Raw genomic sequence first — 24,866 nt, 5'->3', positions numbered from 1 at the left:
CGGGAAGACTACCGGTGTGTGTTCTTGCGTGAATGCACCAGCAGGACAACCAGCATGACCGGTCCCGCGATCATCTCCAGGGCAGTGCCCACCGACGGGGCGGCGCCGAGATCGGCATTGGTGTAAAAGCCTGTCAGCAAGGTGAAATCCCACACAAAGTGGTACAGCATCAGCGGCCAAATCGCCCCCAGTTCCAGGGCGATGACAGCGTAGGTGATGCCGCCGACAAAAACCGTGGTCATCTGCACCAGTACTGATTCAACCGGCAGACCGCCGAGAATATTGACCACATGGAAGACGGAGAAAAACGCCGAGGAAATGATGATCGCCCGGATGCGCCCGGCGGTTTCCAGATAGGCGGGAAGCATGATCCCGCGGAAGATTATTTCCTCTGACACACCCACCAGAAAAGTGGTGGCCAGCATGAACAGCAGGAGTTTCTGGCTGCGGCCATCGAATGCGGCAGTGGTGAAAAACTGCCACAGCATCCACAGTGCATTCGCGCCGAGAAGTGCCGCGGCAACAACCAGCCACCGTGACCGCGGCGTCGACCGCAAACGGGTCAGCGAGCCGCGGAAAAACCGCAACCACACAAACACCGCCAGGCAGGTCATGGGGACCTCGAACCAGAACAGTGTGGCGGTCATGTCGTTGGAGGTGTAGGAGGAACCGGCCACATGTTTGATGACGAACATGGCCATGCCCATGATCGCGAAGTAGGCGGCAAAAGCCAGCAGGGCGATACGTTTCCGCTGGGCGGCGCTGCGGGGCTGCGCAGGCAGTACTTTTTCGGTCATGGCGTATAAGGCTATACCAGCCGATGTGGTGTCCGCTTCTTCGCGGCAGCCGACACCCCTATTCTGTCCATAGTTTTAGACAAAAATAGTGTCCGGGTCGTTGGATCCTTGTGCACGGGACTTAAGCTTCGATGCACTTTTCTTCAGATGCTCAATGACATCCGGGACTGAAGAGCCGGGATGCGGGAAGTACGTGTTCCCGGGGTGGCACTCCAGGCGATCTTTCGCTTCGGGCCACGTGTCGTAGGGGAATGTATCGGCCAGAATCTTCGGATTTTTCTCATCCCACCAGTCCAAGCTGGAGCGTGTGTCTCTGGAGACCTTGTGGACTCGATACTGATTCAGCAGGTTTCCTCTCATGTGCAATAAGCCACACCTCAAAACAAGTGGATGAGACAATCAAGGTGAATTGGTGTTTTTTGGTCGAGTTCTTTTTGCACAATGAGATTGCTCTTTCAATCTCTGCTCTGGGAGTATCATCCAGATCCACCACAATGAAAACCTGATCGAAGTCGTCTCGTTTGGCCAGCTTCAGAGCTTTTTGGGTGAGTTTGACCGGATCTAATCCATCCGACTGCACTTTTGCTCCCGACGCATGGTAAAGCGCGATGAGAGACTTGAAATATCGGTGCTCGGTTTCGATTCCCTGGCAAAGCACAAGTGTTGTGGAGCGCTCATTCTGTTTTTTTACGGACTCGTTTTCCCACTTTCATTCCCTCAGTTTTCGGCACTGCCATTTAGAAGTATGGACCTGAGTTTGCGGATCTTGGCCGGTGACAGGGGACGGGGGACCGGGAGTGCGGCATACCGGCCGGACAGATACCGGTGAAGCGGGTTGTGGTTGCTGCGGACACTGAAATCATCGAGACACACCAACGTGGACTCTGCCTTGTCTTTTTCCACGAACCACAGTCCATCGCGGGGGATGGGGGCTATTGACCGGGTATCAAGCAGCAGCAGAACCTGGGAGGTGAAAATCAGCTGGGCACCTCGGTCGTTGATGGTTGGATCAAGGAACAGGCTGATGGCGTACTGGACCAGTGAGGAGTGCAGGCTACCGCCCAGTTCATCAACCACGGCAACACCGCCGGTGGCCAATGTGCTCAGCAGGGGAACAATGACATTCAACCACTCCAGTGTGCCGGCCGATTCAGCTGCTTCCGGTAACTCAAACTCGGATTCTCCGGCGTCGTGGGTGAAACGCAGAGATCGGGCAACCAGTGTGGTGTCTGTTTTCGTCTCGCTGCCGGTCAGCAATTCCTCGGGAACCTCCTCACCGTCGAGGATTCGGCGCGCGATTTCGTTGACTTTTTGGATGGCTTCCGCCAGGCCCGGTGGTGCTTCCCTTTCGTCAACCTTGACGCCCGTGATACCCGTGTCGGCGGATTGGAGCAGTTCTGTACCCAGAACCAACCATTCCGGGACGCTGAGCTTGTCCAGGAGGTCATGGTGGTATCGGGCACGTCTTTGATGTGCCTCGGGGGTCTGATCACCAAGATCAAGCGTTGTCACGTCCTGCCAGAACTCGACTGCGGCATAGTAGGGGCCGCGTGTTTTCACGGTGCCCCACGCCGAGAAAACGAGAACCCACGGTTTGAGCATTTCACTGATGCCACGTGCTGCGGCAGCCGGAATTTTGGCGGACCGGCCGAAAGTGATTTCGTCTCTTTCCCGGTGGAAAACCACTCGCCATGCGCTGGTTTCCGATGCTTCGAGTGATTCCTCGACAACACCGTTGTTGTCCAAAATGAGTATCCAACGGTAGCGAACCTTGTTCCGGGTGTATTCCACCTCGAATCGGGTGTCTGATTCCGCGTGCAGGACATGGGGGTTTCGCAGCGGAAAAACGAACATCGAGTCCCGCAGTGATTCCGCCACTGCCCCGGTGATGAGTCCGAGGGGACGGATCAGATTGGATTTACCGGATGCGTTGGGGCCGAAGATGCCGGCTATCCGGGAGGTGACATCAACCCAATCGTTGTTTTTGGGGTGGAGGGTGGTGAAACTGCGTTGTTGAAGATCGAGTGTCGTCTCGTCAGCGAAGCTCGCGAAGTTGGTGACGGTGAAGGCGAGGAGCATGACCTAAATCTAGGTCGTGTGGCGCAAAAAATGCACAAAAAGTGCAAATACTGCACTAATGTCGTTGAATTACGAATATGTGGTTTTCCCTTTGTCAGTGGACAAGTTATTGGTGTTGTGCTGCCGGGTGGGGCACCGGCACAGCAGCAGCGAGGTGGAAAAACGGAAGTTGCCGCCGCAAAAAACACCGGGCAGTGGGAAATAACTGCCCGGTGTTTTTCTGTCCACCCCGGGAAACGAAGCGGCTGGCGTGCTGGATCAGTGGGTGCCTTCGGCGATTTCTTCGATCAGTTTGGCGTTGAAGGCGGGAAGATCTGCCGGTGTCCTAGATGACACCAGTCCCTGATCGACGTGGCACTGCTCATCAACCCAGGTGGCGCCGGCATTGATCAGATCGGTTTTGATCGACGGGTAGGAGGTGATGACCCGGTCTTTCAGTACCCCGGCGTCGGTGAGAATCCAGCCGCCGTGGCAGATGACACCGGTGGGTTTTCCTGCCTCGACCATGGCGCGCACGAACCCAACAGCGTTTCTGTCCATGCGGATTGTGTCGGAGTTGGCGGTGCCGCCGGGCAGGATCAGGGCGTCGTAGTCACCGGCTGCGGCTTCCGCTGTGGTCTTGTCGACGGTGACGGCATGTCCCTTCTTGCCGGTGATCTCCCCGGTTTCTGTGGAGATGATGTGCACTGTGGCTCCGGCATCGGTGACAGCGCTGACTGGTTCTGTCAGTTCCGAGTCCTCGAATCCGTGGGTGGCGATGACGGCGACGGTTTTTCCGGACAAGTTTTCCATTGGTGGTTCTCCTCGGTTGTTCTTGTCGGGGTCGGTGACGGTTGCCGACCATAGAAGATGCACAGGGTGTGTGCAGATACCACTGGTCATGGGGCTGCAGGACCGGTAGGTCGCGGTCTGTGCCGTTGTTTTCTGGCCTTTGACGCTGATCGGTTTGTGCGGGAATACCGGGGGCCCACTTTTGTTCTACTTGTCGGCGGTGTCGTCCCGGGAGAGGGCTTTTTTGTCGTAGAGCCGCTCTTTGCGGGCGATCCGGCCGACCCGTTGGGCGATCACCGGTGCAGTGATCAGGGTGAAAGCGATGATCAGCAGCAGCACCCCGATATCGCCTTTTTCCTCCGGGCCGGAGTCTGTGAGTCCCACGATCCGCATAATGGCGCCGGTGACGGTGAGTATCAGGCCGAGAGTCTGCGGCTTGGCAACCGCGTGCATGCGGGAGACAGTGTCGCGGAAGCGGGCAAGGCCTATGGAAGAAGACAGGGCCAGCAGCGCCCCGCAGACAATCAGTACCGCGGAGAGCGCGTCAAAGACAGGGGAGCTCATGGTTCGTTGTCCTGCTTTCGGAACCTGGTGACCGCCACTGTGGAGATGAATCCCAAAAGAGCGACCACGATCATCGAGTTCGACACGGTGGTATCCAGTGTGTAGCAGATGTATGTGGCCAGGGCGCACTGCACAATGGCCACCATGCCGTCCATGCTGACCAGCCTGTCCAGGGAATTGGGGCCGACCAGAAGACGCCAGAAGCTGATGAGAAACGCCGCGCCGAACATGGCTGCGGCCACCAGCATCGTCGCGTTGTAGATCTCCGGGGTCATGGGGTCCCCTTTCGTTTCCGGCTGCGCTGCGGCGGGGTTTCGAAGATGGTGATCAGTTGTTTTTCCAATTTCTCGATCCGCCCGACGGCCCGGTCGATGGCTTTCGGGGATGAGCCGTCCAACAGATGCAGTGTCAGACTCCGGTCGGCCACCGAGAGATCAGTGACTGTGCCGCCCGGCTGCAGATTCAGCATGGTCACCGCCAGGGAGAAAATCAGGTCGTCGCGCACCCGCATCGGCACCACCACAAACGCGGCCGGCGGCTGTGGGGAGGGGCGTACGGCGATGGCGGCGACATGGATGGAACTGGTGATCATGTCGGCGGCGAATTCGGCCAGCAGTGCCATTAGGGGGATGATCCGGACGGTGATGCCGTCCACCGGCATGGCCGGAAGCGGCAGCAGCATGGTCACCGCCAGCGACAACATAAGGCCCGCGGCCACATTGCCGATGGTCAGTTGACCGACCAGCAGCACCCACATGGCGGCCAGAATGATAATGCTCACCGGGCGGAAGCGGCGTTTGATTCCCTGTATCACCGGCTTTCCACCTCCTGTGTGCCGGCAGCGTTTCGCCCTGCCGGGGAAGGTTGTTTGTCCACCGGCGGCTGGTCGGTGCGGTCGGCGGCGGGTTCTGTTTGCGTGACGGTGGTGGTGGCTGCCCCGGTTTCGGTGGTGGTGGCGGTTTCGGTGACAGTGTGCTTGGGCTGGTCTGTTTTCACCGGTATCGCAGCATCGCCGTCGCCGCGGTTTTCCCGGTCATCGGGACGCTGGTCGGGTTTGGAATCCGGGGAAAGCAACCCGGTGGTGTCTGTGGTGCGACCCGGGGCAATGTATCCCGGACCCAGCACCGCCGAACGGTAGTTCGTGACATCCTGGACCGATTCGGCGGAGCGGCCCGTCACCTGGGAGATGGGGCCGGCCAACAGCGTCACCGACAGGGAGGCGACCACCAGGATGGCGGTGGGGGCGACCATACCCAGGGGAATTGTGCCGACGTCTTTTCTTTCCTCGATGGAGATTTCTTTCCCGGAGCCGGTCAACAGCCCGCCGTGGGCGATGGCCGTCTGCCCGTCGGGGGCATCCTTGCGGTCGCGCCAGAATGCCTTCTGCCACACCATGGTCATGGTGTAGAGGGTCAGAAGAGAAGTCACGACCGCGCCGATGACCAGCATCCAGGCGAAAAATCCGCCGTGGGCGGCCGCGGCCTGCAGCAGGATGATTTTGCCCAGGAACCCGGAAAACGGTGGTATGCCGCCCAGGTTCAACGCCGGGATGAGATACAGCACAGCCAGCACGGGGGAAAGATAGGCCAGGGATCCGAGCCTGCGCAGGGAGGAGGATCCGGCCTGCCGTTCAATAAGCCCCACCACCAGGAACAGGGCGGTTTGCACCAGAATGTGGTGCACGGTGTAGAAAATGGCGCCCGACAGGCCTGCCGCAGATCCCAATGAGACCCCCATGACCATGTAGCCGACGTGGCTGACCAGGGTGAAAGACAGCAGACGTTTGATGTCGTTTTGGGCCATGGCGCCCAAAATGCCCACCAGCATGGTCAAAAGGGCCGCCCACATCAAAACGGTATCGAGCCGGCCGTCGGTGAACACCACGGAACGCACCCGGATGATCGAGTAGACGCCGACTTTGGTCAACAGGCCGGCGAACACGGCTGTCACCAGTGCCGGTGCCGTGGGGTAGGAGTCGGGAAGCCACGAATACAGCGGGAACACGGCGGCTTTGATGCCGAAGGCGACCAGCAGCACGGCGAAAATAGCGGTGCGGGTACCTTCCGGGACAGTTTCCATGCGCACCGAAATCTGGGCCATGTTCATGGTGCCGACAGCCGCATACACCAGGCCCAGTCCAATGACGAAGATCAGGGAGCTGAGCATGGAGACCATTACATAGCTCACCCCGGCACGCACCCGGGCGGGCGAAGCCCCGATGGTCAACAGAACATAGCTTGCCACCAGCAGCACTTCGAAGCCGACGTAGAGGTGGAACAGGTCCCCGGACAAAAACGCCATGTTCACGCCCATGGAAAGCAGCAGGTAGGCCGGTAAAAACACGACAATCGGCTGGTCGGTGGTGCCGTCGCGCACACCCTGGCCGATGGCGTACCACATCACTGTGGTGAGCACGAGCGAGGACACCGCCAGCATGAGGGTGGACAGCCGGTCGGCGACCAGGGTGATGCCCACGGGTGCGTCCCAGCCGCCGATCTGCACGGTGGTGATGCCCGCCAGATCGGTCAGGAACACCATGGTGGTGGTGATGACGATTACCGCCAGCAACGTGATCGCGGCGATGACGCGGCCGATTTTCGGGTGCCGGGAAAACAGCAGGCACAGTGCCGCGCCGGCGGCGGGAAGAATCACCGGCAGGGCGATCAGGTAGGGCAGGATCGCGGAGGCCATCGCCACGGTCATGGGGTGTCCTCCTTGACGGGTGCCTCGAAAGATTCCGGCCCGAAGTCGTCGCCGCGGTCGGTGATCCGCCCGGTGTCCGGGTCGTCGGAGGCGTCATGGTCGGGGGCTGCCGACGCGGTGGTCGGCCGGGCCGCGACCTCTTTGTCTTCCGCGTCGTCGGAGATCACATCGGCGGTGCGGTAGCGGTACTGGCGGAAAGCAAGCGCGAGAATAAACGCCGTCATCGCCATGGAGATCACGATCGCGGTCAAAATCATCGCCTGGGCCAGCGGGTCGGCGTCGACTTCGGTCAGCGTGGTGTCCCGCCCGGCGATCGGTGGTGCACCGGCCCCGCCGCCGGCGGTGAGAAGCAAAAGATTCGCCCCGTTGCCGGCGATGAGAAGTCCCATGAGCATCTTGGTCATGGCGCGTTCCAGCAGCAGATAGACGCCGCAGCCGATCAGCACCCCGGCGGTGAGAAGAAGAACGAAATTGGCGACCATTACCTCTCACCTCCCGGGCGGGGCGACGAAGTTGGTGTGCTGCCGGTGATATCGGCTGCCGAGGTAGATCCGGTGACCGCAACAGATCCCCCGGCCAGGCCCGGTGAGCCGCCGGTTGTGTCGGCGGCAGGTGTGGCGCCTGCAGCGTCGCGGGGTTGTTTGTTTTCTTTCTGTTTCTGTGCCCGGGCCAGGCGTTGGGCGCGTTTGCGGGCACGCTGTTTGCGGGTTTCCTCGTCCCGGTCGAGCTGGGCGCCCAACGAGCCGAGGATATGCATCACCAGGCCGACCACGATCAGATACACCCCGGCGTCAAGAATCACCCCGGAAACAATGTGGATGTCACCGACCAGTGGAATATGCATCTCCCACAACGTTGAGGTCAACGGTGGGCTGGCGGCAACAAGCGGCACCACCGCCACAGACGCGGCGGTGACCAGGCCTGCGCCAAGAAGCTTCGACGGGTCGACCGGAAGGGTCTGGTCGAGTTCCTCCCGGCCGCCGGCCAGGTAGCGCAGAGTCAGCGCCAGGGAGGCGACCAGCCCGCCGGCGAAACCACCGCCGGGGGCGTTGTGCCCGGAGAAAAAGAAGTACAGGCTCAGCATGAGCATGGCGGCAAACAGCAGCCTGGTGGCCACCTGCACCATGAGGGTGCGGTTGATGACTTTGTCGTTGTCGTTGGCGGTGGCCAACCAGCCGGCCTCAAAGGTCGACAGGGTGGGCCGCCTGGACCGGCGGGTGAAAGTGCGGGTCCGGTAGACCAGGGACGACACCCCCACGGCAACGATCACCAGCACCGATATTTCACCGAAAGTATCGAAGGCGCGGATATCGACCAGCAGCACGTTGACGGCGTTGCGCCCGTGGCCGATATCTTCGGCCAGCCGCGGAATCCGGGCGCTGATCGGCTGGGTGGAGCGGGCGTTCATGGCAAACGCCCCCAACACGGTGACGCTCATGCCCACAGCCACCGCCAGCCAGGCTTTCAGCCGCGGATCGGCGGTTGTGCCCCGCGGGGCGATGGTGTGGGCGGGAAGTTTCCGCAGCACCAGCACAAACACCACCACTGAGATCGTTTCCACCAACAGTTGCGTCAACGCCAGATCCGGGGCGCCGTGCAGGGCGAAAATCACCGCCACACCCCAGCCGGTCACCCCGACCAGGATCAGCGCCGACAGCCGGTTGGACAACTGGGTGGCCGCCACCGCGGCGATCATGACCACCACGCACACCAGTGCCTGCACCGGTGAATCCCACAGTTCCATGCGGATGTCGGTGCGCTGGCCGGTCAGCAGCGCCGCCATCGGCAGGGCCACCAGGGTGATCAAAATGACGGCCTCGTTGATCGGCAGTGAACCACGCTGGGTGGTGGCGGTCAGCTTCAGTGAAATCCACCGCAGCACATCGATGACCCGGTCGTAGGCGACCGAGGCCGATCCCAGCGCCGGGCGGGAAAAAAACAGGTTTGACACCAGCCGCCGCTGCCAGAACACCAGCGCACCGGCGGTGATCGCGACCGCCGACAGTGCGAGTGCGGGGCTGAAGCCGTGCCACAATCCGAGATGGGTTCCGCCCAACTGCTGCCCGGCGGTGTCGGCCACCGGCCACACCGACGATGTGTAGGAGGAAATGGCGGCATCGACTGCCGTCGGCCAGAAACCGAACCACAGCCCGATCAGGCCGACCACCGTCGGCGGCAGCCACAGCGGCATGGGAACGGCATGCATCTTCTCAACTGCCGGGCTGAAGAAATTCGGCTTGTCCTGGAAGGCCGGTTTCACCGAAAACGCCCCGTGGAGGAAATACAGCGAATACGCCATGGTCAGTGCCGATCCCGCCACCACCCCCACCAGGGTGAGAATCCCCGGCATGCCGGTGAGCAGTTTTTCGTGCAGCAACGTCTCCAGTACCGCTTCTTTGGCGATGAAGCCGATCAGCGGTGGAATACCCGCCATGGAGGCGGCCGCCAGCACCGCCAGAAACGCCAGCGCCGGATGTTTGCGGCCCAGGCCGGACAATTCGTCCAGATTACGGGTGCCGGTGGTGTGGTCGATCAGCCCCACCACCATGAACAGGCAGGATTTGAACAGCGCGTGGGCCACCACCACCGCCAGGCCCGCGGTCATCGCCGCTTTCGACCCGATACCGACAATCGCGGTCATAAACCCCAGCTGGCTGACCGTGCCGTAGGCCAGCACCAGTTTCAGGTCTTTCTGCTTCAGTGCCATCCATCCGGACATGCACATTGTGAACAGTCCGAAGGGAATGACCACCAGATGCCAGGTCGGTACGGCGGAAAACTCCGGCGCGAGCCGGGCCACCAGGTAGATGCCGGCTTTGACCATCGCCGCCGAATGCAGGTAAGCCGACACCGGGGTCGGCGCTGCCATGGCCCCGGGCAGCCAGAAGTGGGCGGGCGCGATCGCCGACTTGGTCAATGCCCCCGCCAACAGGCACACCACAGCTATTGTCGCCCCGGGGGAGCGGGCGATATTCGATGAGGGATCGGTCAGCGCGGACAGGGTCCACACATTGGCGTCGATACCCAAAATCACAATGCCGACCAGCATCGCCAGGCCACCGGCGACGGTGACCATCAGCGCCTGGTTGGCGGCCCGCCGCGATGAGGCCCGCTCCCCGTAGTAGCCGACCAGCAGAAACGACAGTACCGAGGTGATTTCCCAGAAGATGTACATCACCAGCAGCGAGTCACTGATCACCAGGCCGTACATGGCCGCCGCGAACCCGGTCAGCTGCCCGCCGAAGACAGCCAGGCGCTTGGGGTTGGTGTCGAAATAACCCCAGCAGTTGATCAGAACCAGGGCGCCGACCCCCGCAATGATCAACGAAAACAGTGCCGACAGCCCGTCCATGCGGAAATCGAGTTCCAGGTGGGCCTGCGGCATCCACGCAAATGATGCCGTGGGCGGCGGGGACTCGCGGCCGAAACGCCCGTGCACCAGGCCCTGCACGATCCACAAGAAACCGGCCGCGGGAACCATCGCCACCAGGGCGAACGCCCATCTGCCCAGCAGTCTGATCAGCACCGGGGCGACAAGCGCTGCGGCGAATAGGGCGGCAAGCCAGATCAGCATGCTTGTGTCAGCTCCTCGCGGCAGGGGTGGCAGATGGTGGCGGTACCGGGGAGTTTACCGGCAAACCTCTGCTTCCACTCACCGGTTGGCGGCATAACCGTAGTCCGCTGCTGGTTTCACCGGAAGGCGTGCCTGCCGCACAGTGGTGCTTCCCAGATACACGGGCCGGTACGGGGTATCCCACCGGCCCACGGGTCAGATCACACCGCAGCACGGCGGTGAGCAGGACCGGAATCACCGTGGCTGTCACCGGCATGTCGGCGGCAGCCGGAAGGGCGTGGGGCATCCTGTCGCGGCCCCGGTACCAGGGACAGCCGCCGAGCGAGATTCGGCCAGCGACAGTGTGACATGAACCCGCTGCTGCCGGGTGGTTGATCACCGCGCCCGGACAGGCGAAACGTGGCGCACCAAAGGAGCAGAGCATGCCTGAACACAGCCACCTACCCCAGAAATAGTCGCCGCCTGGCTCGCGACAGACGACAACCGTGCTACAAAAGTCGCACAGCAGCTTGGATGGAAAATCCACACCCACAACCAGATTCAAGAAGAACCACATACCCCGCAAGGAGCCGTTGACCCATGACCCGCTACGCCCCCGTTATCAAACGGGATCACGGACGAATGCTCTACCGTGACCACAAGCCTTATTTCGCACCCGACAGTCTCGACGATCTGACAGGCCCCGCGCAAGGAATCTTCATCCTTCCCCATTCAGTCCGTTGGCAAAACGAAAAGGTACGCACCTTTGATGTGACAGTGGACGTGGAACGGCGTTGCGCCTACCGTGACCTGATCTCCGAAGGCACCGACGAACAGCAGTGCGAGTTCATCAACAAAGAACTACTGATCCAGGACTTCCCACACATCTTCCTGGCGGAGAGAGCCTACAAACTCTGGAAAGACTCATTTCCGGAACTGGCACAAGATGGGTAGCAGTATCCGACAACGGCAACGCCAACCCGGCCCACCTTAAGTCTTCCAGCCTGCTCCGGTAACGGCTTCGCCCCGGCCCGCACAGGACGCGGCAGGGTGCATCCGCCCCGGGGCACCACGGTCGATGGCAGCCACTTCACGCGTTGCCGGTTGGCGGGGACTGCGGTTGCCGGTCCCCGGGTGGCAAAGCAGTGAACTGGCCTGTCGCGTTGGCAGTACCGGCTTTTCTGCCTATTGCCGCTATGCGTAGAGGCGCTGTGCTGCCGCACTCATCGCCGCTGCCGTGGAATTGTCGCGGTCAGGACCCAATCCCATGACCCACACAGTGCGTCTGCCGGAGGTGACCTTCAGGAAAGTGGCGGTGGCCTCAAAGACGGTGAACTGGTGGAAAGACAGGATTTCAACACCGCGGCCCATATCGGCCAACCAGTGGGTAACCGCCTGTGCGGGGCCGGTGCCGGTGAACTCCCGGTAGGAGTGCAGCGGGCCGCGGGCACCCCGGGTGGTGATTTTCGCCGAGAAACGCCACATGCCGGCCCGCAGCTGTTCACTGTGCATGTCGGAGATCGTTGTCGATGCGGTCGGCGCGTAGGTGGAGACGAATTCCCGCCAATCCATGCCGACTGATTCCTCCCGCAACTGCTTCGGCAACCGGATGCCGTAGTGCAGATAGAACGGATCGTCGGTTTTGTTCTGTTCCCGGTCGTCGCTGCGGAACCGCTTCGGGGAGGTGAACGTGCCCGGCATGTAGCCGACCGTGTCGGAGATCTCCCGCCACATGCGGGTGTAGTCGCCGTTGTGGTCGAAACCGATCTCCCAGAAATCGGCGCTGGTGCCGGTGGGATTGAACGTGCGGGTGGTTGTGATGCTGGCGGTGGTTTCCATGATTTCTGCAGGTCCTTTGCTTGACCGTCTCGCCCGGGAGGATACGGGCGGGGTGGTGTGATGTGTTTTGCGTATGAAGGACCGACGCTGGGAGTTGGAAACCGTGACGGAAAATGTCTCGGGTGCTCGCGTGGAAGCCGGTGGCGGCTGGTGCGGGTGCCCGTCCACCTGTGGGCCCGGCAAAAAAGGGCCTGCAATCAGGTGGGAAGACTATCTCTGTGGTTGTCCGACTGGCTGGGTTGATAACGACTACTTCCCCGTGTGGAGGGGTCAGTCCGTTCATCAGCCTCCACAGGGGTATGTAGCCTGCGCTACTCGCGCTAGCGTTAGTAGCGCTGCTCGTCGGATCATCTGCGTCATGGGTCACATCCTAGGGTGATCTGGGCCACCAAAACAAGGGTCAACGAAAAGTGAATGTTGGTCGGGGGTGGCCCGAAGGGGGCAGGCGGGTGAGGTGGCGGGTCCCGTATCGCGGGATTGTGGTGGCCAGGTGATTTGTCGCCAAACTGTGGTCATTTATCGGCTGTTCCACCCGGTGGGATTTGCTGTTGTGTCGCGGGGGTGATGGATCTGTGGTGCGGGAGGCAGACAGCGGCCACGGGAAGCATGGTCATGCTCTCCCGCGGCCGCTGTGGCTGGTTGTTGTCTTTTTTGTGCGCCCTACTGCTTGAAGGTGCGGGCATACCGCATGAGGAACAGGGTTTCCGCCACCGCGATGCGCTTGATTTCCTCCGGGTCAACGGATTCGTTGGCCGAGTGGATCGCGCAGGTGGGTTCTTCCACCCCGTAGAGGGCGATGACCGCGCCGGGCACCAGTTCCTGCAGTTTGATCGTCAGCGGAATCGATCCGCCGGAGCCGGTGTAGACGGTGTCTTTTCCGCCGAAGGCATCGGAGATGGATTTTTTCAGTGTCTCCATGACGGGGCCGGTGGTGTCGGCTTTGAAAGGCTGGTTGATGTCGGAGAGCGTCACGGAAATGTGCGCGCCCCACGGCACATGGTTTTCCAGGTGTGCCTTCAATTTCTCCGCGACATCGTGGGCATCCTGGCCCGCCGGCACCCGCAGGTTCAGTTTCGCTGTGGCTGTCGCCGGAACCGCGTTGACGGCGTCTTTGACCGGGGTGGAGTCAAAGCCGATGCAGGTCACTGCCGGTCGTGCCCACACCTGGTCGGCCGGTGAATCGTTCTCGCCGCCCATGATCTCCACCCCGTCAAGCATCCCGGCATCTTTTCTGAAGGTCTCCGGGTCATAGGGGGCGCCATCCCAGGTGCCGGTGCAGTCCACCCCGTCAATGGTGATGGCTCCTGTTTCTTTGTCGCGCAGCGAATCAAGGGTGCGCATCAACGCTGCCACCGCATCGGGGGCGGCGCCGCCGAAAGAACCCGAATGCATCGGGCTTGCCAGGGTTTTCACCGTCACCTCCGCCAGTGCCCCGCCGCGCAGGGAAGTGGTCAGGGTGGGAACGCCGGTGGCCACCCCGCCGGTGTCGACAATCATGATCGCGTCGGCCTGCACCAGATCGGGCCGGTCCTCGATCAGCCGGTCGAGGCCTTCGCCGCCTTTTTCCTCACTGCCTTCGATGACAAGAGTCAGTCCCAGGCCGGTGTCGCCCAATTCTTTCAGTGCCTTCAGGGCGGCCAGGTGGGCGACCACATTGCCCTTGCAGTCGGCGGATCCCCGGCCGTACCAGCGGCCTTCTTTCTCGGTCAGTGTCCACGGGTCGGTGTCCCAGGCTGTGGGGTCGGGAACCGGGACCACATCGTAGTGGCAGTAGAGAACAACGGTCGGCAGATCGGCTGTCGGTTTTCTTTTGGCCACAATGGCCACCGAGCCGTCTGTGGTATCAAAGCTCTGGATGTCAAAGCCCATCCCCAGTTCGGTGATGGCGCGGGTCAGCCAGTCGACGGCCTGCGCCCGGTCGTCGGCATGGTCGGGGTCGCCGTGCACGGTATTAAGTCCCACCAGTGCCGCCAGGTTGGTTCTGATTTCGTCCGCCTGGGCGGCGATGGCGCCGGTGGCCGCCTGGGTGGCCGGGCAGGATGCGGTGGAGTCGTTGTCGGTGGTGGTAGTCATGTCACCCCAGTGTAGCCGCCGTCGGCCGACGTTCACCCGTGGCGAACTATCTTGCACTTGCATGGGTGGACTGCTAAAAAAGCAGTTAGCACTTGGATGCGTCGAGTGCCGGTTTTTCTTCCGGCACGCACCAGGGAAACTGCGGGGAACCGTTGTCGTCCACACCCGGCCACACCGCTGTGACATGCTCCATTGTCCCGGAGCCGTGACAGTGAGACCGGGTGGGCTTTAGGCACCAGAGGTTTCAAGCCGTCGCGGGCGTCCGCAGGACAGCAGCAGGTGGCCGCACGCCATCTGTATGCGGGTTTGTTTTTCAAGCACCCCCGCTGCCAGCTGTTTTCTTCCCTGTCCCGGCGTGAGCCCAAGTGGAACAAAAGACAACAAACGTCTCTTTCCGATTTCAAGGAGCAAGTAAAAGACATGGCAAAGATGATCGCCTTCGACGAAGAAGCGCGCCGCGGCCTGGAAAAGGGCCTCAACACGCTTGCTGACGCCGTGAAGGTCACACTCGGCCCCAAGGGCCGCAACGTCGTGCTCGAGAAGTCCTGGGGTGCACCGACCATCACCAATGACGGTGTGTCCATCGCCCGCGAGATCGAGCTCGAGGACCCCTACGAAAAGATCGGCGCCGAGCTGGTCAAGGAAGTAGCCAAAAAGACCGACGATGTTGCCGGTGACGGCACCACCACCGCTACTGTTCTGGCCCAGGCCCTGGTCCGTGAAGGCCTGCGCAACGTGGCCGCCGGCTCGAACCCGATGGGTATCAAGCGCGGCATCGAAAAGGCTGTCGCCAAGGTCACCGACGAGCTGCTGAAAACCGCCAAAGACATTGAGACCGAGGAAGAAATCGCCGCTACCGCAGGCATTTCCGCGGCCGATCCGGCCATCGGCAAAAAGATTGCCGAAGCCATGTACGCCGTCGGCGGCGGCAAGCTGAACAAAGAGTCGGTTATCACCGTCGAGGAATCCAACACCTTCGGTGTGGACCTCGAGGTCACCGAGGGTATGCGCTTTGACAAGGGCTACATCTCCGGCTACTTCGCCACCGACATGGAGCGCCTGGAAGCCGTCCTGGAAGACCCCTACATCCTGCTGGTGTCCTCCAAGATCGGCAACATCAAGGACCTGCTGCCGCTTTTGGAAAAGGTCATGCAGACCGGCAAGCCGCTGCTGATCATCGCCGAGGATGTTGAGGGCGAAGCCCTGTCCACCCTGGTTGTGAACAAGATCCGCGGCACCTTCAAGTCCGTGGCCGTCAAGGCCCCCGGCTTCGGTGACCGCCGCAAGGCACAGCTGCAGGACATGGCCATCCTGACCGGCGGCCAGGTTATCTCCGAAGAAGTCGGCCTGTCGCTGGAAACCGCCGACATCCCGCTGCTGGGCCGCGCCCGCAAGGTTGTTGTCACCAAGGATGACACCACCATTGTCGAGGGTGCCGGTTCCGCCGAGCAGATCGAAGGCCGTGTCAACCAGATCCGCGCCGAGATCGAAAACTCCGATTCCGAGTACGACCGTGAGAAGCTGCAGGAACGTCTGGCCAAGCTGGCCGGCGGTGTGGCCGTGATCAAGGTCGGTGCCGCCACCGAGGTGGAGCTGAAAGAACGCAAGCACCGCATCGAGGATGCCGTCCGCAACGCCAAAGCCGCTGTGGAAGAGGGCATTGTCGCCGGCGGTGGCGTGGCCCTGCTGCAGGCCGCCCATGTGCTTGACGAGATGGATGTCACCGGCGATGAAGCAACCGGCGTGAAAATCGTCCGCTTCGCCCTGGCTTCCCCGCTCAAGCAGATCGCCTTCAACGCCGGTCTCGAACCCGGTGTGGTTGCCGACAAGGTCGCTTCGCTCAAGGCCGGTGAAGGCCTCAACGCCGCCACCGGTGAGTACGTTGACCTGATGGCCGCCGGCATCAATGACCCGGTCAAGGTCACCCGCTCCGCACTGCAGAATGCCGCCTCCATTGCGGCTCTGTTCCTGACCACCGAGGCAGTTGTGGCCGACAAGCCGCAGCCCGCCGGCCAGGGCGGCATGCCCGACCCGGATGCCATGGGCGGCATGGGCGGATTCTGATCCCACGCCCCGGCTGAACCAGCAACAGCCACAACGTGAATAAAACAACCTGCGGCCCACCGGCCGGCGGGGATGGACGGCCACCACGGTGACCGCCTCCCGCCGCCGGTGGGCCGCGGTGTGTCAGCACAGGCCGGACGCTGCCCCGGGCAACGCGGTTCGTCTGTGGCGCGTGTGTCCGCACCAACCAACCGGCCGCCGGGGTGGGGCAGCACTTGTCAGCCAACGCACAGAGCGTTCTTCTGCTGGGCGGCCGGCACGGTCAACAGCAGGGCCATCACCCCCGGCAAAGATCCCCCACAGCGGACACTGTGACAAACATGCTGGCCTAAAGCTTGTGAAATAACAGACGTCTGTTGCATCACCCCCGAATCCCGGTGCCGGTAGCCGCTGCGACAGCACTGCACCGCGGCCCGCTTCCGGTGGCGGTTGACCGGGGAGCGACCCACCGGCGGCGAACACACCCTGACGCCCGTGGAATGCCCTGCGCACGTGACGCCGACACAAGCTGGGGCCATCCCGTCGGCGGTGTGCGGGAAATCGGGCTGCCGCCGGCAGCGGTGACGGTCAGTTATCCCATGTCATACAGGGGCTGGGGGCCATGGCGGCGACCTGTGACTGATCGCTGGCCGGTAGCCATGCGGGCACACAGTAGCCGGGGATCTCCGGCAATCCCCACCGGTTGTCGGTGACCGTGACCGAATATTCCCTCTCTTTGACCAGTGTCCTGGTCGCGTCAAGGGAAAACTCGGTGATGCTGAAATCCGGCAGTGTTCCGCTGTACTGCAGTTCCACCACCCCCGTGTGCCCCGGCTGCGGGATCATCGCCGAGGCCTGGAAACTACCGACATCACCCATGCCCGCCAGGATCAGCCCTGTGGCGGTGTCAATGGTGTCTGCGGTTGAGGTCCCCAGCACCACGGTGGCGTAGGGAACCTCATTCCAGTTGCTGTCGGTGTCGTAGACGCCGATGCGGACCATCATGTCCAGCAGACCGTCGCCGTCAACATCGGCCAGCGCGTACTCGTACTCACCGTTGCGGACCAGCGGCTGATCGTCCGGCGGGGTAAAAGGGATCGAGGTTGGATTGCCCAGAAGCGATTCGTAGAGCTGCCGCAGGTTATTGCCGTCGGTGGCGGTCGTGGGCGCGACGCCGGTCTTCCGGGCGGCTGTTGCGGGGGCGTGTGGGCTGCCGGCTCCGGCGGACGGTGCCGGGGCGGGCGAGCCCGTGCCGTGGGCGGGTGCCGGTGCCGTGGCTGTGACGGTGACAACCGTGGGCTGCGGATCGGGACCTGTGCCCGGCAGGCCGCAGGCGGCCAATGCGGTGGCGCAGGCTGCAATGAACGGCAAAGACAACAGCACTCGGCGGGTCATGGTGGTGGCTTTCCTGGAAAAACGACACGGCTCACGGTGGCCGCGTGCCCGGAACATCACAGACCACCTCCGGGAGGTCATGCAACCGGCGGGCAGGGCCTTGAAAAAAGGGGGAAGGGGTATACCGTCCCCTGGTGGCAGGCTACCCCCGCCGCCACCGGGCGGGTAGTGCCCGTGGGGTGGTGTGTACCTGAAATCACACCGTTACCGGGTTGCGGGCACCAGGCGGGGGCGGGTGAAAAAAGCATCTGCTGCGGCACACCTGCCGGGTGGGCGGGCCGTGTGCGGGATGGCCGGGAACGTTGACGGAGCCGCCGGTTGGTGGCGGCTTTCTTTCAGTTCTCGCAGCCCCCGGTGGTCATGGAATCCACCAGTGAGGTGTCGGCGACACTGTGCCAGGCAGGCAGGCAATAACCGCCGGGGGTGGGCAGAGTCCACGGGCCGGAGGTGTCGATGGTGTCGGTGTAGTCGCGCTCTTTGACCACCACGCCGTCGCCGTCGACGGAATAGATGTTGTTGGTGGTCTCGGTACCGACCGATTGCCAGAAAGCCTCCGCGATACCTGTCTGGCCGCCGGTCGGCATGAGGGTGCCGGCCCGGAAACCACCGGCGCTGGCCGCCCCGTCGAGGGTCACACCCTTGGCCACCACAATATTTCCCGGTGTCGAGCGGCTGAGGACAAAGGTGACATAGCCCACTGTCGGCCATCCGGGGCCGGTTTCCTCCATCGCGATATTGAGCATCATGTCCGGCTTTCCGTCACCGTCGACATCGGCCAGGGTGTAGCGGTAGTCACCGGTGGGATTGATCGGCCTGTCGGACGGGTTGGTGAAAGGTACCAGCCGCGGATTGGCCAGAATTGCCCGATAGACCTCGGCCAGCGGGGCGTCGGCGCGCCCATCCGGTGCCGTGTCCCGGCTGTGGCTGCCGCCGTCTTTTTTCACGGTGGTGGTCACTGTCACCGGTGCCGGGGACTCTGCCGTGCCCGCTGCGGAGGATCTGGTGGACGTCACCGTCACCACAACTTCTTCCGGCTGGTCGTCGCCGCCGAACAGGCTGCACCCGGACACTAATCCGGCGGTGGCGGCAACACAGGTGGCATAGGCGAATAGTCGGCGGGGCATGGCGGGTCTTTCGGTTGTGCGGGATGGACGCTGCGGGGCAGCAACGGGGATGGGGGAAGAACAGTCTGCTTCCCCCAGGAAGGATACCGCTGCCGCCGCTGGCGCGGGGGCGGCAGCGGCGGCAGCCGTCAGCGGCCGTCGGCTCCCGGCTATGGTGATATGCGCCATAGTTTCTGGGTGAATGTGCCCGTCGGCGCAACCTGTGTGGCTGACACTGTGCTGCTGGGTATACAGTCTGGTTCCGTTACCAGTTGAGTTTTGTTCCCGGCATCGACGACGGGACCCGACCCGGGGGGTTGTTCCACAGCCATGCACACCACGCTCGCGGAGATCTTTGTCTCTGAATTGTTCGGGACCCTGATCCTGCTGCTCATCGGTATCGGGGTGGTCGCCAACGAGCTGCTGCCCGGCACCAAGGGCAGGGGGACCGGCTGGATGCTCATCGGCTGGGGCTGGGGGTTCGCGGTGTTCACCGGTGTGCTGGTGGCCTTCAAATCCGGGGCGCACCTCAACCCGGCGGTGACAATCGGTATCGCCGTATCGGGTGCGCCGGAATATGTTCCCGGTATCCCGGTGGATACGGCATCGACCGCCACCTATCTGTCGGCCCAGGCAATCGGTGCCGCAGCCGGGGCGCTGGTGGCCTGGTTGGCCTACAAGCCGCACTACGATCTTGCCGACTCGCCGCGCGATATTTTGATGACCTTTTGCACCGACCCTGATGTGCGGCGCACCCCGTGGAACTTTTTCTCCGAGGCACTCAACACGTTCGTGCTGGTTGTCGTGGTGCTGTCGGTCGGCCCCGCCGGGCAGGCCTCCGGTCTGGTCAAAGTGGATCTGGGCCTTCTCGGCGCGTTGGGGGTGGCGCTGCTGGTCACCGGCATTGTGCTCGGCCTGGGGGGAACCACCGGCTGTTCGATCAACCCCACCCGTGATCTGATGCCCCGTCTGGTGCACGCTGTGCTGCCCATCGCGAACAAGGGATCATCGCGCTGGGACTACGCCTGGGTTCCGGTCATTGGCCCTGTTGTCGGCGGAATTCTGGCCGGCCTTGTCGCCCCGATGCTGTTTTAGCCTTTGTCCCGTTGCCGGTGCCTGGTGGATGCCGCCGCCGGTGCCACCGGCTACCATAGCCGACACATGTGACTGACCACACGCCGGTGTATCCCGGCGCCACACCACCACGACCCGGCGGGATTTGGTTTTTGAAAATGACACCACGTACACGGATATTGCTGCGCCTGCCAGCATCACTGGCAGCTGCAGGGGCCCTGGTGACTGCGGTGGCGTGCGCCCAGTCGCAGCCCACCGCCGGTGTGGTGACCACCGGCACCAGCCACACCACCACGACAAGTTCCGGGGCATCCGCCACCGGCAGACCGCCGGCGCGTGCAGAAGTGTCCCCGTCCGGGACCACGACCACGGAAAACAGCCGGGAAGATGGACGGCACACACCTTCGTCCAGTGCCGGTTCACCGGCCGAAAGCCCGGATCAACCGGCCCATTCCGCACCGCCGGACACCGGCGATGACACACCTGTCCATCTGGGGGATCCCTCAGGGCTGGCGCTGCTGAAACAAGCCCCCGAATGGATTGTCGGCACCTGGCATTCACCAGGCCACACCGTCACCGTCAATCCCGACGGATCAGGCACCCTGTCGGTTGATGCCACCGCTGACGGAAAAACCATCGACCTGGCTTTCCAGCTCAACAGCGTCGACGGCACCCGGCGGCTTGGCACAGCTGTCGCCCAGATCATGTCCGTCGGCCCGCGAAACACCTACCGGGGCCTGTCGCTCAATTCGAAAGTCACATTCACCTTCACCGACAGTGTGGTCACCGATTCCCTGACCGAGAACACCCGCGCCCGCTGACAGCGGCGGCACAGCAAACAACCGCCTACGCTATCCGGACCGGGTCGGTGGGGTATCGGCGGCAACCACAGCCACAATCGCCGCGACGGCGGTGGCCAGATCACCGATGGTCGCCGGGGCGCGCAGCCTGCCGGGATCGCTGTGCGGGTGCGCAGGTCCGCGGGGAGCCTGACCGTCCGGTCGGCTGCCGGAACCTGCACCTGGGATATCCCGGTTGTCCTGCCGCAGGGCGGGAAGATGGATAAACGCCGCCGGAACCCCGAATTCGGGAAGCAGATAGGCCAGGGTGTTGCACACGAAACTTCCCGCATCCGTTGACACAACCGCTTTCAGGCCGGCATCACCGACTGCCTGCACCAGGGGATCGGCGGGAAAGGTCAATTCCCGGCTGCCGGGGGCGGAAGGGGAAGCGTCGATGGTCATTTTCCGCGGTTTGTCGCCGCTGTTGTCGGCGATCCGGGCGTGCATCTGATTGATTCCGCGGGTTTCGACATTGATGTAGCGGCGCCGGGTGTCCTCGCCGAAACCGACAATGGCATCCGGCTGGTGCCGGGAGACCGCTTCAGCCAGTGCCCTGGTGCCGGCGGCGAAAGCAACCGGCAGCACCTCCACGGCGATCTCTGCGCCATCGATCGGGGATGAGCGCAGCCGGGCGCAGAATTCGCCCAGCGCCTGTTCGGAGGCATTGACGGGACTGCCGCCAAACGGTTCGAAGCAGGTCAGAAGAATCTTTTTCACACCTTTCAGCGTAGCTGCCTCTGTTTCCGGAACCCTGCAGTATGCGCTCATGCCTCCTGCGGTCACCGGAGCAGGAGATGACTTGCCGGAGCGGAAAAAACGGTGGAACGGAAAAAACCAGTGTTTTCCGTTCCACCGTCAGCAGGGTGGTGTTGCAGCAAGCCGGAATGCCGGTTTTTATTTTCCGGTATCCCTGGACAACCGTGAATATCAGTCGCCGAGCTGCTTGTGGATGGCGCTTCTTATGTCCTCCTCGCTGCCGTTGAGCAGGATGGTGCGCAGGTCACTTTTGACCAGGCCCCGGGCTAGTTTTGCCAGAAGCTTCAAGTGGGTGTTGCCCCCACTGTCCGGAGTGAGCATTCCGACTGCGACACGTACCGGTTTATCTCCGGTCCAAGACACCGGCTCCGGGGTGCGGACCACCACAATCACAGGGTGGTTCACTGCAGCATTTTTCGTGTGTGGAATAGCGATCAGGTCGGTTTGGGCCGTGGTGATCTGTGTTTCACGTTCCACCATTCCTGCCATAATCGCATCAGCCGAGGTAATGTGGCCGCCCAGGGCCGCTAATTGGCTGATTTCACGGAGCACTGAGTCTCTGTCCGCGGCTGTGATTGTGGTGTCGACAATCAACGGAACATCACCGGAATCGGCACTGGGCTGGGCAGCGGTCTGGAGGACTGCTGATGGGGACTCAGTTTTCCGGTGCTGGCCACCGTTGTCCGGACGGTTGGGTGTGGCGGATGCTGCGCTGCCGACAGCGACGGGGGCGGGTGTGCCGGAGTGTGTACGGGATGGTGAGGGCTGGGCTGTTTTTTCACCCTGAAGCCTGTGCATCCTCCGGGTCATGTATGCGCCGTAGAGCAGTCCTCCCACCAGTGCACCGATGAAGATTGCGGCAACCCATCCGAACGGGTTCTCGATAATCGGCAGAACCAGGAAGCCGCCGTGTGGGGCGGGGGAACCACAGTGCCACAGCAGGGACAGAATCGCACCAATCGACGAGGAAAGCATCAGGATCGGAAGGACCACGAGAGGGTTCTTGGCGGCGAAGGGAATGGCGCCCTCGGTGATGTGGGTTGCGCCGAGAATGTAGTTGACCCAACCTGCGCGGCGTTCACCGGGTTCGAAGGATCGCGGGAAAATGGTGCACGCGATAGCAATGACAATCGGCGGAACCATGCAGGCTGCGGACACTGCGGCCATGAATTGGTAGTTGCCGTCGGCCAACAGTGCAACACCGGTGACGTAGGCGGCCTTGTTCACCGGTCCACCCATGTCGAAGGCACACATACAACCGAGAATGATGCCCAGAACAATCGGGTTGGCATCCTGGAATCCCGACAGGAAATCCTGCATGCTCGTCGAAATTGCCGCCATCGGCTGCGAGATGACCACCGTAATCAGGCCGAATATGGCGGCTCCGAGGACCGGGAACAGGAAGATGGCTTTCAGACCGTTAAGAGACTTGGGCATCCACTCGAGGGCTTTGGCCAAGGCAATCATGCCAAAACCGGACAGGAAACCGGTCACTATTCCCCCGAGGAAACCGGTGCCGTTTTGCATAGCGATCATGCCAGTGATGAAACCGATGACAAGGCCCGGACGTTTCGCGATTGATTCCGCGATGTAGGCCGACAGTACTGGCACCATCAGTCCCAGGCCTGCACCACCGATCGTTTTCAATGAAGCGGCCAGTGCGTTGTATTGCTCGCTTTCCGGATCGGCGGAGTAGATGCCCCACAGAAACGACATGGCTATCAGGACGCCGCCACCGACAACGAACGGCAGCATGTTGGAAACACCGTTCATGAGGTGCTTGTAGATCGCCCGGCCGACTTTCTTGCCGCCCGTGGCAGTTCCGTCGTCGTTGGTGGCGAACATGTCATGGTCCATGGCATCAGTGTCGTCATCCGCAGTGGACGTGATACCTTCTTTTGCTCGCGCCAGCACCTTGTCGATGAGGGCATCAGGGTCGTGGATCGCCTGGGATACTCCCACGTCGACCAAGGGTTTACCGGCGAAACGCTCAGCCTGGACATCCTTGTCGGCAGCGACGATCACACCCGTGGCGCGTCTGATGTCTTCACGCGTCAGGCCGTTTTCAACACCGACTTGACCGTGAGTTTCGACTTTGATGGCGATGCCGCGTTTGGTGGCCGCTTGAATCAGGGCCTCTTCAGCCATGAAGGTGTGCGCAACACCTGTTGGGCAGCCGGTGGCTGCGATAATGAATGGTTCAGACATTTGTGTCATGGGTCCTTTCGGGCCGGCCCACAGGCAATAGGGTGCTGCAGGCGGGGGAGGGGTTGAGGCTGTCCCCGGTGCGGGCGGTCTAACACGGGAACGTGGTTGTGTGTGTGGGATTTTCGGGTGGAGTGGAATCCATGTTGATGCGGCGGCAGGCTTTCAGGCCGCTGCGGGATCGGACAACATTCGTTCAGGATCTGAGAGTTCACTGACGCTGATGCGATCTGTGAATGTGTCGTTGACGTTGAAAAGAGTGGTGGAACATGCCACTGCTGACGATCCCCACAGGGCAGCGGCAAACAGGGCATCCGAGTCCAGGGTTCCGGTGGACAGAAAGCCGGCGAGCATTCCGTCACCGGCTCCGACAGCGTTGGCAAACGGAATGTCATGGCTGACCGCCACCAGTGCGGAATCGGCCGTGATAAGCATGGAACCGTCGACGCCAAGGGAAGCCAACACATTTTTGGCCCCCATGTCTATGGCCCGCCGTGCTGCTTGCTCAACATCGCCGACGCTGCGCAGATCCATGCCGGTCAGCCATGCGAGTTCCTGACAGTTGGGTTTGATGAGATCAGGTTGGGCAGCGAGGGCTTCCGATAGAGACCCGTTGGAACTGTCGACCACAACGCGGATGTCTGGATTGGAAGCCCTGGCTGAACGGGCAAGCTGGGCGTACAGATCGTTGGGGGATCCCTGCGGCAATGAGCCGCAGAAAGCGATGGTGCGGGCAGTTGACGCTGCGTCTTTGACAGCGTCAGCCAGAGCGGTGAGCTCCGCCTCGGAAAGGTGTGTACCGGGTTGGTTGATTTTTGTGGATTGTCCGGGGGTGATCAGGGAAACGTTCGTCCTGGTTTCACCTTCGATCTCGACCAGACGGTACGGCAGCTCGCCGCGATCGAATTCCTGCTTGAAATAGGGGATGGCCAGTCCGCCAACAGGCGCAACGGCTTCGGTGCGAACTCCTGCCCGATGGAGGGCCCAAGCGACGTTGACACCTTTACCGCTGGCTTCCTTCCTTGATTCTTCAATGATGTTCACGCCGCCGAGAGCGAATTCCCCGACA

Annotated in this window: 21 protein-coding genes; 4 read left to right on the top strand and 17 right to left on the bottom strand. The window is 62.1% G+C overall.

Translation table 11 applies throughout. The annotated features are described in order from the left end of the window. Window positions 1–8: 8 nt before the first annotated feature. The 10 genes from JZY06_RS11000 to JZY06_RS10955 form a co-directional block, all read right to left on the bottom strand. Window positions 9–797 carry a CPBP family intramembrane glutamic endopeptidase gene (locus JZY06_RS11000; RefSeq protein WP_207279604.1) on the bottom strand — a complete coding sequence of 263 codons (789 nt, stop codon included), beginning with the start codon at window positions 795–797 and terminating at the stop codon, window positions 9–11. Window positions 798–1,077: 280 nt separating this feature from the next. Then, window positions 1,078–1,455: an RloB family protein gene (locus tag JZY06_RS12655; protein ID WP_207279603.1), complete on the bottom strand. Its 378-nt coding sequence runs from the start codon at window positions 1,453–1,455 to the stop codon at window positions 1,078–1,080. Between the two features lie 59 nt (window positions 1,456–1,514). Then, window positions 1,515–2,876, bottom strand: a complete 1,362-nt coding sequence (locus JZY06_RS10990) for an AAA family ATPase (RefSeq protein WP_207279602.1) — start codon at window positions 2,874–2,876, stop codon at window positions 1,515–1,517. 258 nt (window positions 2,877–3,134) lie between these two features. Continuing rightward, the gene (locus JZY06_RS10985) at window positions 3,135–3,668 is read right to left on the bottom strand and encodes a type 1 glutamine amidotransferase domain-containing protein (protein ID WP_207279601.1); all 534 of its coding nucleotides are present in this window, start codon (window positions 3,666–3,668) and stop codon (window positions 3,135–3,137) included. A 186-nt stretch (window positions 3,669–3,854) separates the two neighbouring features. Further along, complete coding sequence (locus JZY06_RS10980) at window positions 3,855–4,211, bottom strand: monovalent cation/H(+) antiporter subunit G (protein WP_207279600.1); 357 nt, start codon at window positions 4,209–4,211, stop codon at window positions 3,855–3,857. After that, window positions 4,208–4,486, bottom strand: a complete 279-nt coding sequence (locus JZY06_RS10975; RefSeq protein ID WP_207279599.1) for a monovalent cation/H+ antiporter complex subunit F — start codon at window positions 4,484–4,486, stop codon at window positions 4,208–4,210. Before JZY06_RS10975 ends, JZY06_RS10980 begins: the two co-directional genes overlap by 4 nt. Next, window positions 4,483–5,025, bottom strand: a complete 543-nt coding sequence (locus tag JZY06_RS10970) for a Na+/H+ antiporter subunit E (protein ID WP_330617273.1) — start codon at window positions 5,023–5,025, stop codon at window positions 4,483–4,485. Before JZY06_RS10970 ends, JZY06_RS10975 begins: the two co-directional genes overlap by 4 nt. Next, complete coding sequence (locus JZY06_RS10965; RefSeq protein WP_207279597.1) at window positions 5,022–6,914, bottom strand: Na+/H+ antiporter subunit D; 1,893 nt, start codon at window positions 6,912–6,914, stop codon at window positions 5,022–5,024. The genes JZY06_RS10970 and JZY06_RS10965 overlap by 4 nt, the downstream gene beginning before the upstream one ends. After that, complete coding sequence (locus JZY06_RS10960) at window positions 6,911–7,396, bottom strand: Na(+)/H(+) antiporter subunit C (protein ID WP_207279596.1); 486 nt, start codon at window positions 7,394–7,396, stop codon at window positions 6,911–6,913. The genes JZY06_RS10965 and JZY06_RS10960 overlap by 4 nt, the downstream gene beginning before the upstream one ends. After that, the gene (locus JZY06_RS10955) at window positions 7,396–10,488 is read right to left on the bottom strand and encodes a Na+/H+ antiporter subunit A (RefSeq protein WP_207279595.1); all 3,093 of its coding nucleotides are present in this window, start codon (window positions 10,486–10,488) and stop codon (window positions 7,396–7,398) included. Before JZY06_RS10955 ends, JZY06_RS10960 begins: the two co-directional genes overlap by 1 nt. Before the next feature lie 579 nt (window positions 10,489–11,067). On the opposite strand from JZY06_RS10955, the gene JZY06_RS10950 reads away from it, so the two are divergent. Continuing rightward, window positions 11,068–11,421 (top strand): hypothetical protein, encoded by a 354-nt coding sequence (locus JZY06_RS10950; RefSeq protein ID WP_207279594.1) that lies wholly within the window; start codon window positions 11,068–11,070, stop codon window positions 11,419–11,421. A gap of 240 nt (window positions 11,422–11,661) precedes the next feature. Here the strand turns inward: JZY06_RS10950 and JZY06_RS10945 are convergent, their stop codons facing one another. Together JZY06_RS10945 and JZY06_RS10940 are read right to left on the bottom strand one after the other, a co-directional pair. Next, entirely contained in the window at window positions 11,662–12,306 is a 645-nt protein-coding gene (locus JZY06_RS10945; RefSeq protein WP_242516954.1) for a 2-isopropylmalate synthase, read from the bottom strand. 660 nt (window positions 12,307–12,966) lie between these two features. Next, entirely contained in the window at window positions 12,967–14,379 is a 1,413-nt protein-coding gene (locus JZY06_RS10940) for a dipeptidase (RefSeq protein WP_207279593.1), read from the bottom strand. Window positions 14,380–14,799: 420 nt separating this feature from the next. Here JZY06_RS10940 and groL point away from each other — a divergent pair, with 420 nt between their 5' ends. Continuing rightward, window positions 14,800–16,443, top strand: a complete 1,644-nt coding sequence (groL, locus tag JZY06_RS10935; RefSeq protein ID WP_207279592.1) for a chaperonin GroEL — start codon at window positions 14,800–14,802, stop codon at window positions 16,441–16,443. A gap of 567 nt (window positions 16,444–17,010) precedes the next feature. Here the strand turns inward: groL and JZY06_RS10930 are convergent. Both JZY06_RS10930 and JZY06_RS10925 read right to left on the bottom strand, forming a co-directional pair. Next, entirely contained in the window at window positions 17,011–17,817 is an 807-nt protein-coding gene (locus tag JZY06_RS10930) for a hypothetical protein (protein ID WP_207279591.1), read from the bottom strand. 335 nt (window positions 17,818–18,152) lie between these two features. Beyond that, a complete protein-coding gene (locus tag JZY06_RS10925; RefSeq protein WP_207279590.1) occupies window positions 18,153–18,941 on the bottom strand; it encodes a hypothetical protein in 789 nt (262 codons plus the stop codon). 309 nt (window positions 18,942–19,250) lie between these two features. Between JZY06_RS10925 and JZY06_RS10920 the strand changes: the two genes are divergently transcribed. Together JZY06_RS10920 and JZY06_RS10915 are read left to right on the top strand one after the other, a co-directional pair. Then, a complete protein-coding gene (locus JZY06_RS10920) occupies window positions 19,251–20,015 on the top strand; it encodes an MIP/aquaporin family protein (RefSeq protein WP_207279589.1) in 765 nt (254 codons plus the stop codon). Window positions 20,016–20,152: 137 nt separating this feature from the next. Further along, the gene (locus tag JZY06_RS10915) at window positions 20,153–20,815 is read left to right on the top strand and encodes a hypothetical protein (RefSeq protein WP_207279588.1); all 663 of its coding nucleotides are present in this window, start codon (window positions 20,153–20,155) and stop codon (window positions 20,813–20,815) included. A 30-nt stretch (window positions 20,816–20,845) separates the two neighbouring features. On the opposite strand, the gene JZY06_RS10910 is transcribed toward JZY06_RS10915, so the two are convergent. The 3 genes from JZY06_RS10910 to JZY06_RS10900 all read right to left on the bottom strand — a co-directional run. Further along, a complete protein-coding gene (locus JZY06_RS10910) occupies window positions 20,846–21,553 on the bottom strand; it encodes a pyroglutamyl-peptidase I family protein (protein WP_207279587.1) in 708 nt (235 codons plus the stop codon). Between the two features lie 210 nt (window positions 21,554–21,763). Beyond that, entirely contained in the window at window positions 21,764–23,800 is a 2,037-nt protein-coding gene (locus JZY06_RS10905; RefSeq protein WP_207279586.1) for a fructose-specific PTS transporter subunit EIIC, read from the bottom strand. 162 nt (window positions 23,801–23,962) lie between these two features. Further along, on the bottom strand, window positions 23,963–24,866 hold a 904-nt coding region (locus tag JZY06_RS10900), incomplete at its 5' end, for a 1-phosphofructokinase family hexose kinase (protein ID WP_207279585.1).

This window comes from Corynebacterium mendelii, assembly GCF_017307055.1.
In the GTDB taxonomy this organism is placed as follows: Bacteria; Actinomycetota; Actinomycetes; order Mycobacteriales; family Mycobacteriaceae; genus Corynebacterium; species Corynebacterium mendelii.
Note: the sequence above shows the minus strand (reverse complement) of the source record. Positions and strands in the feature narration are given on the sequence as shown.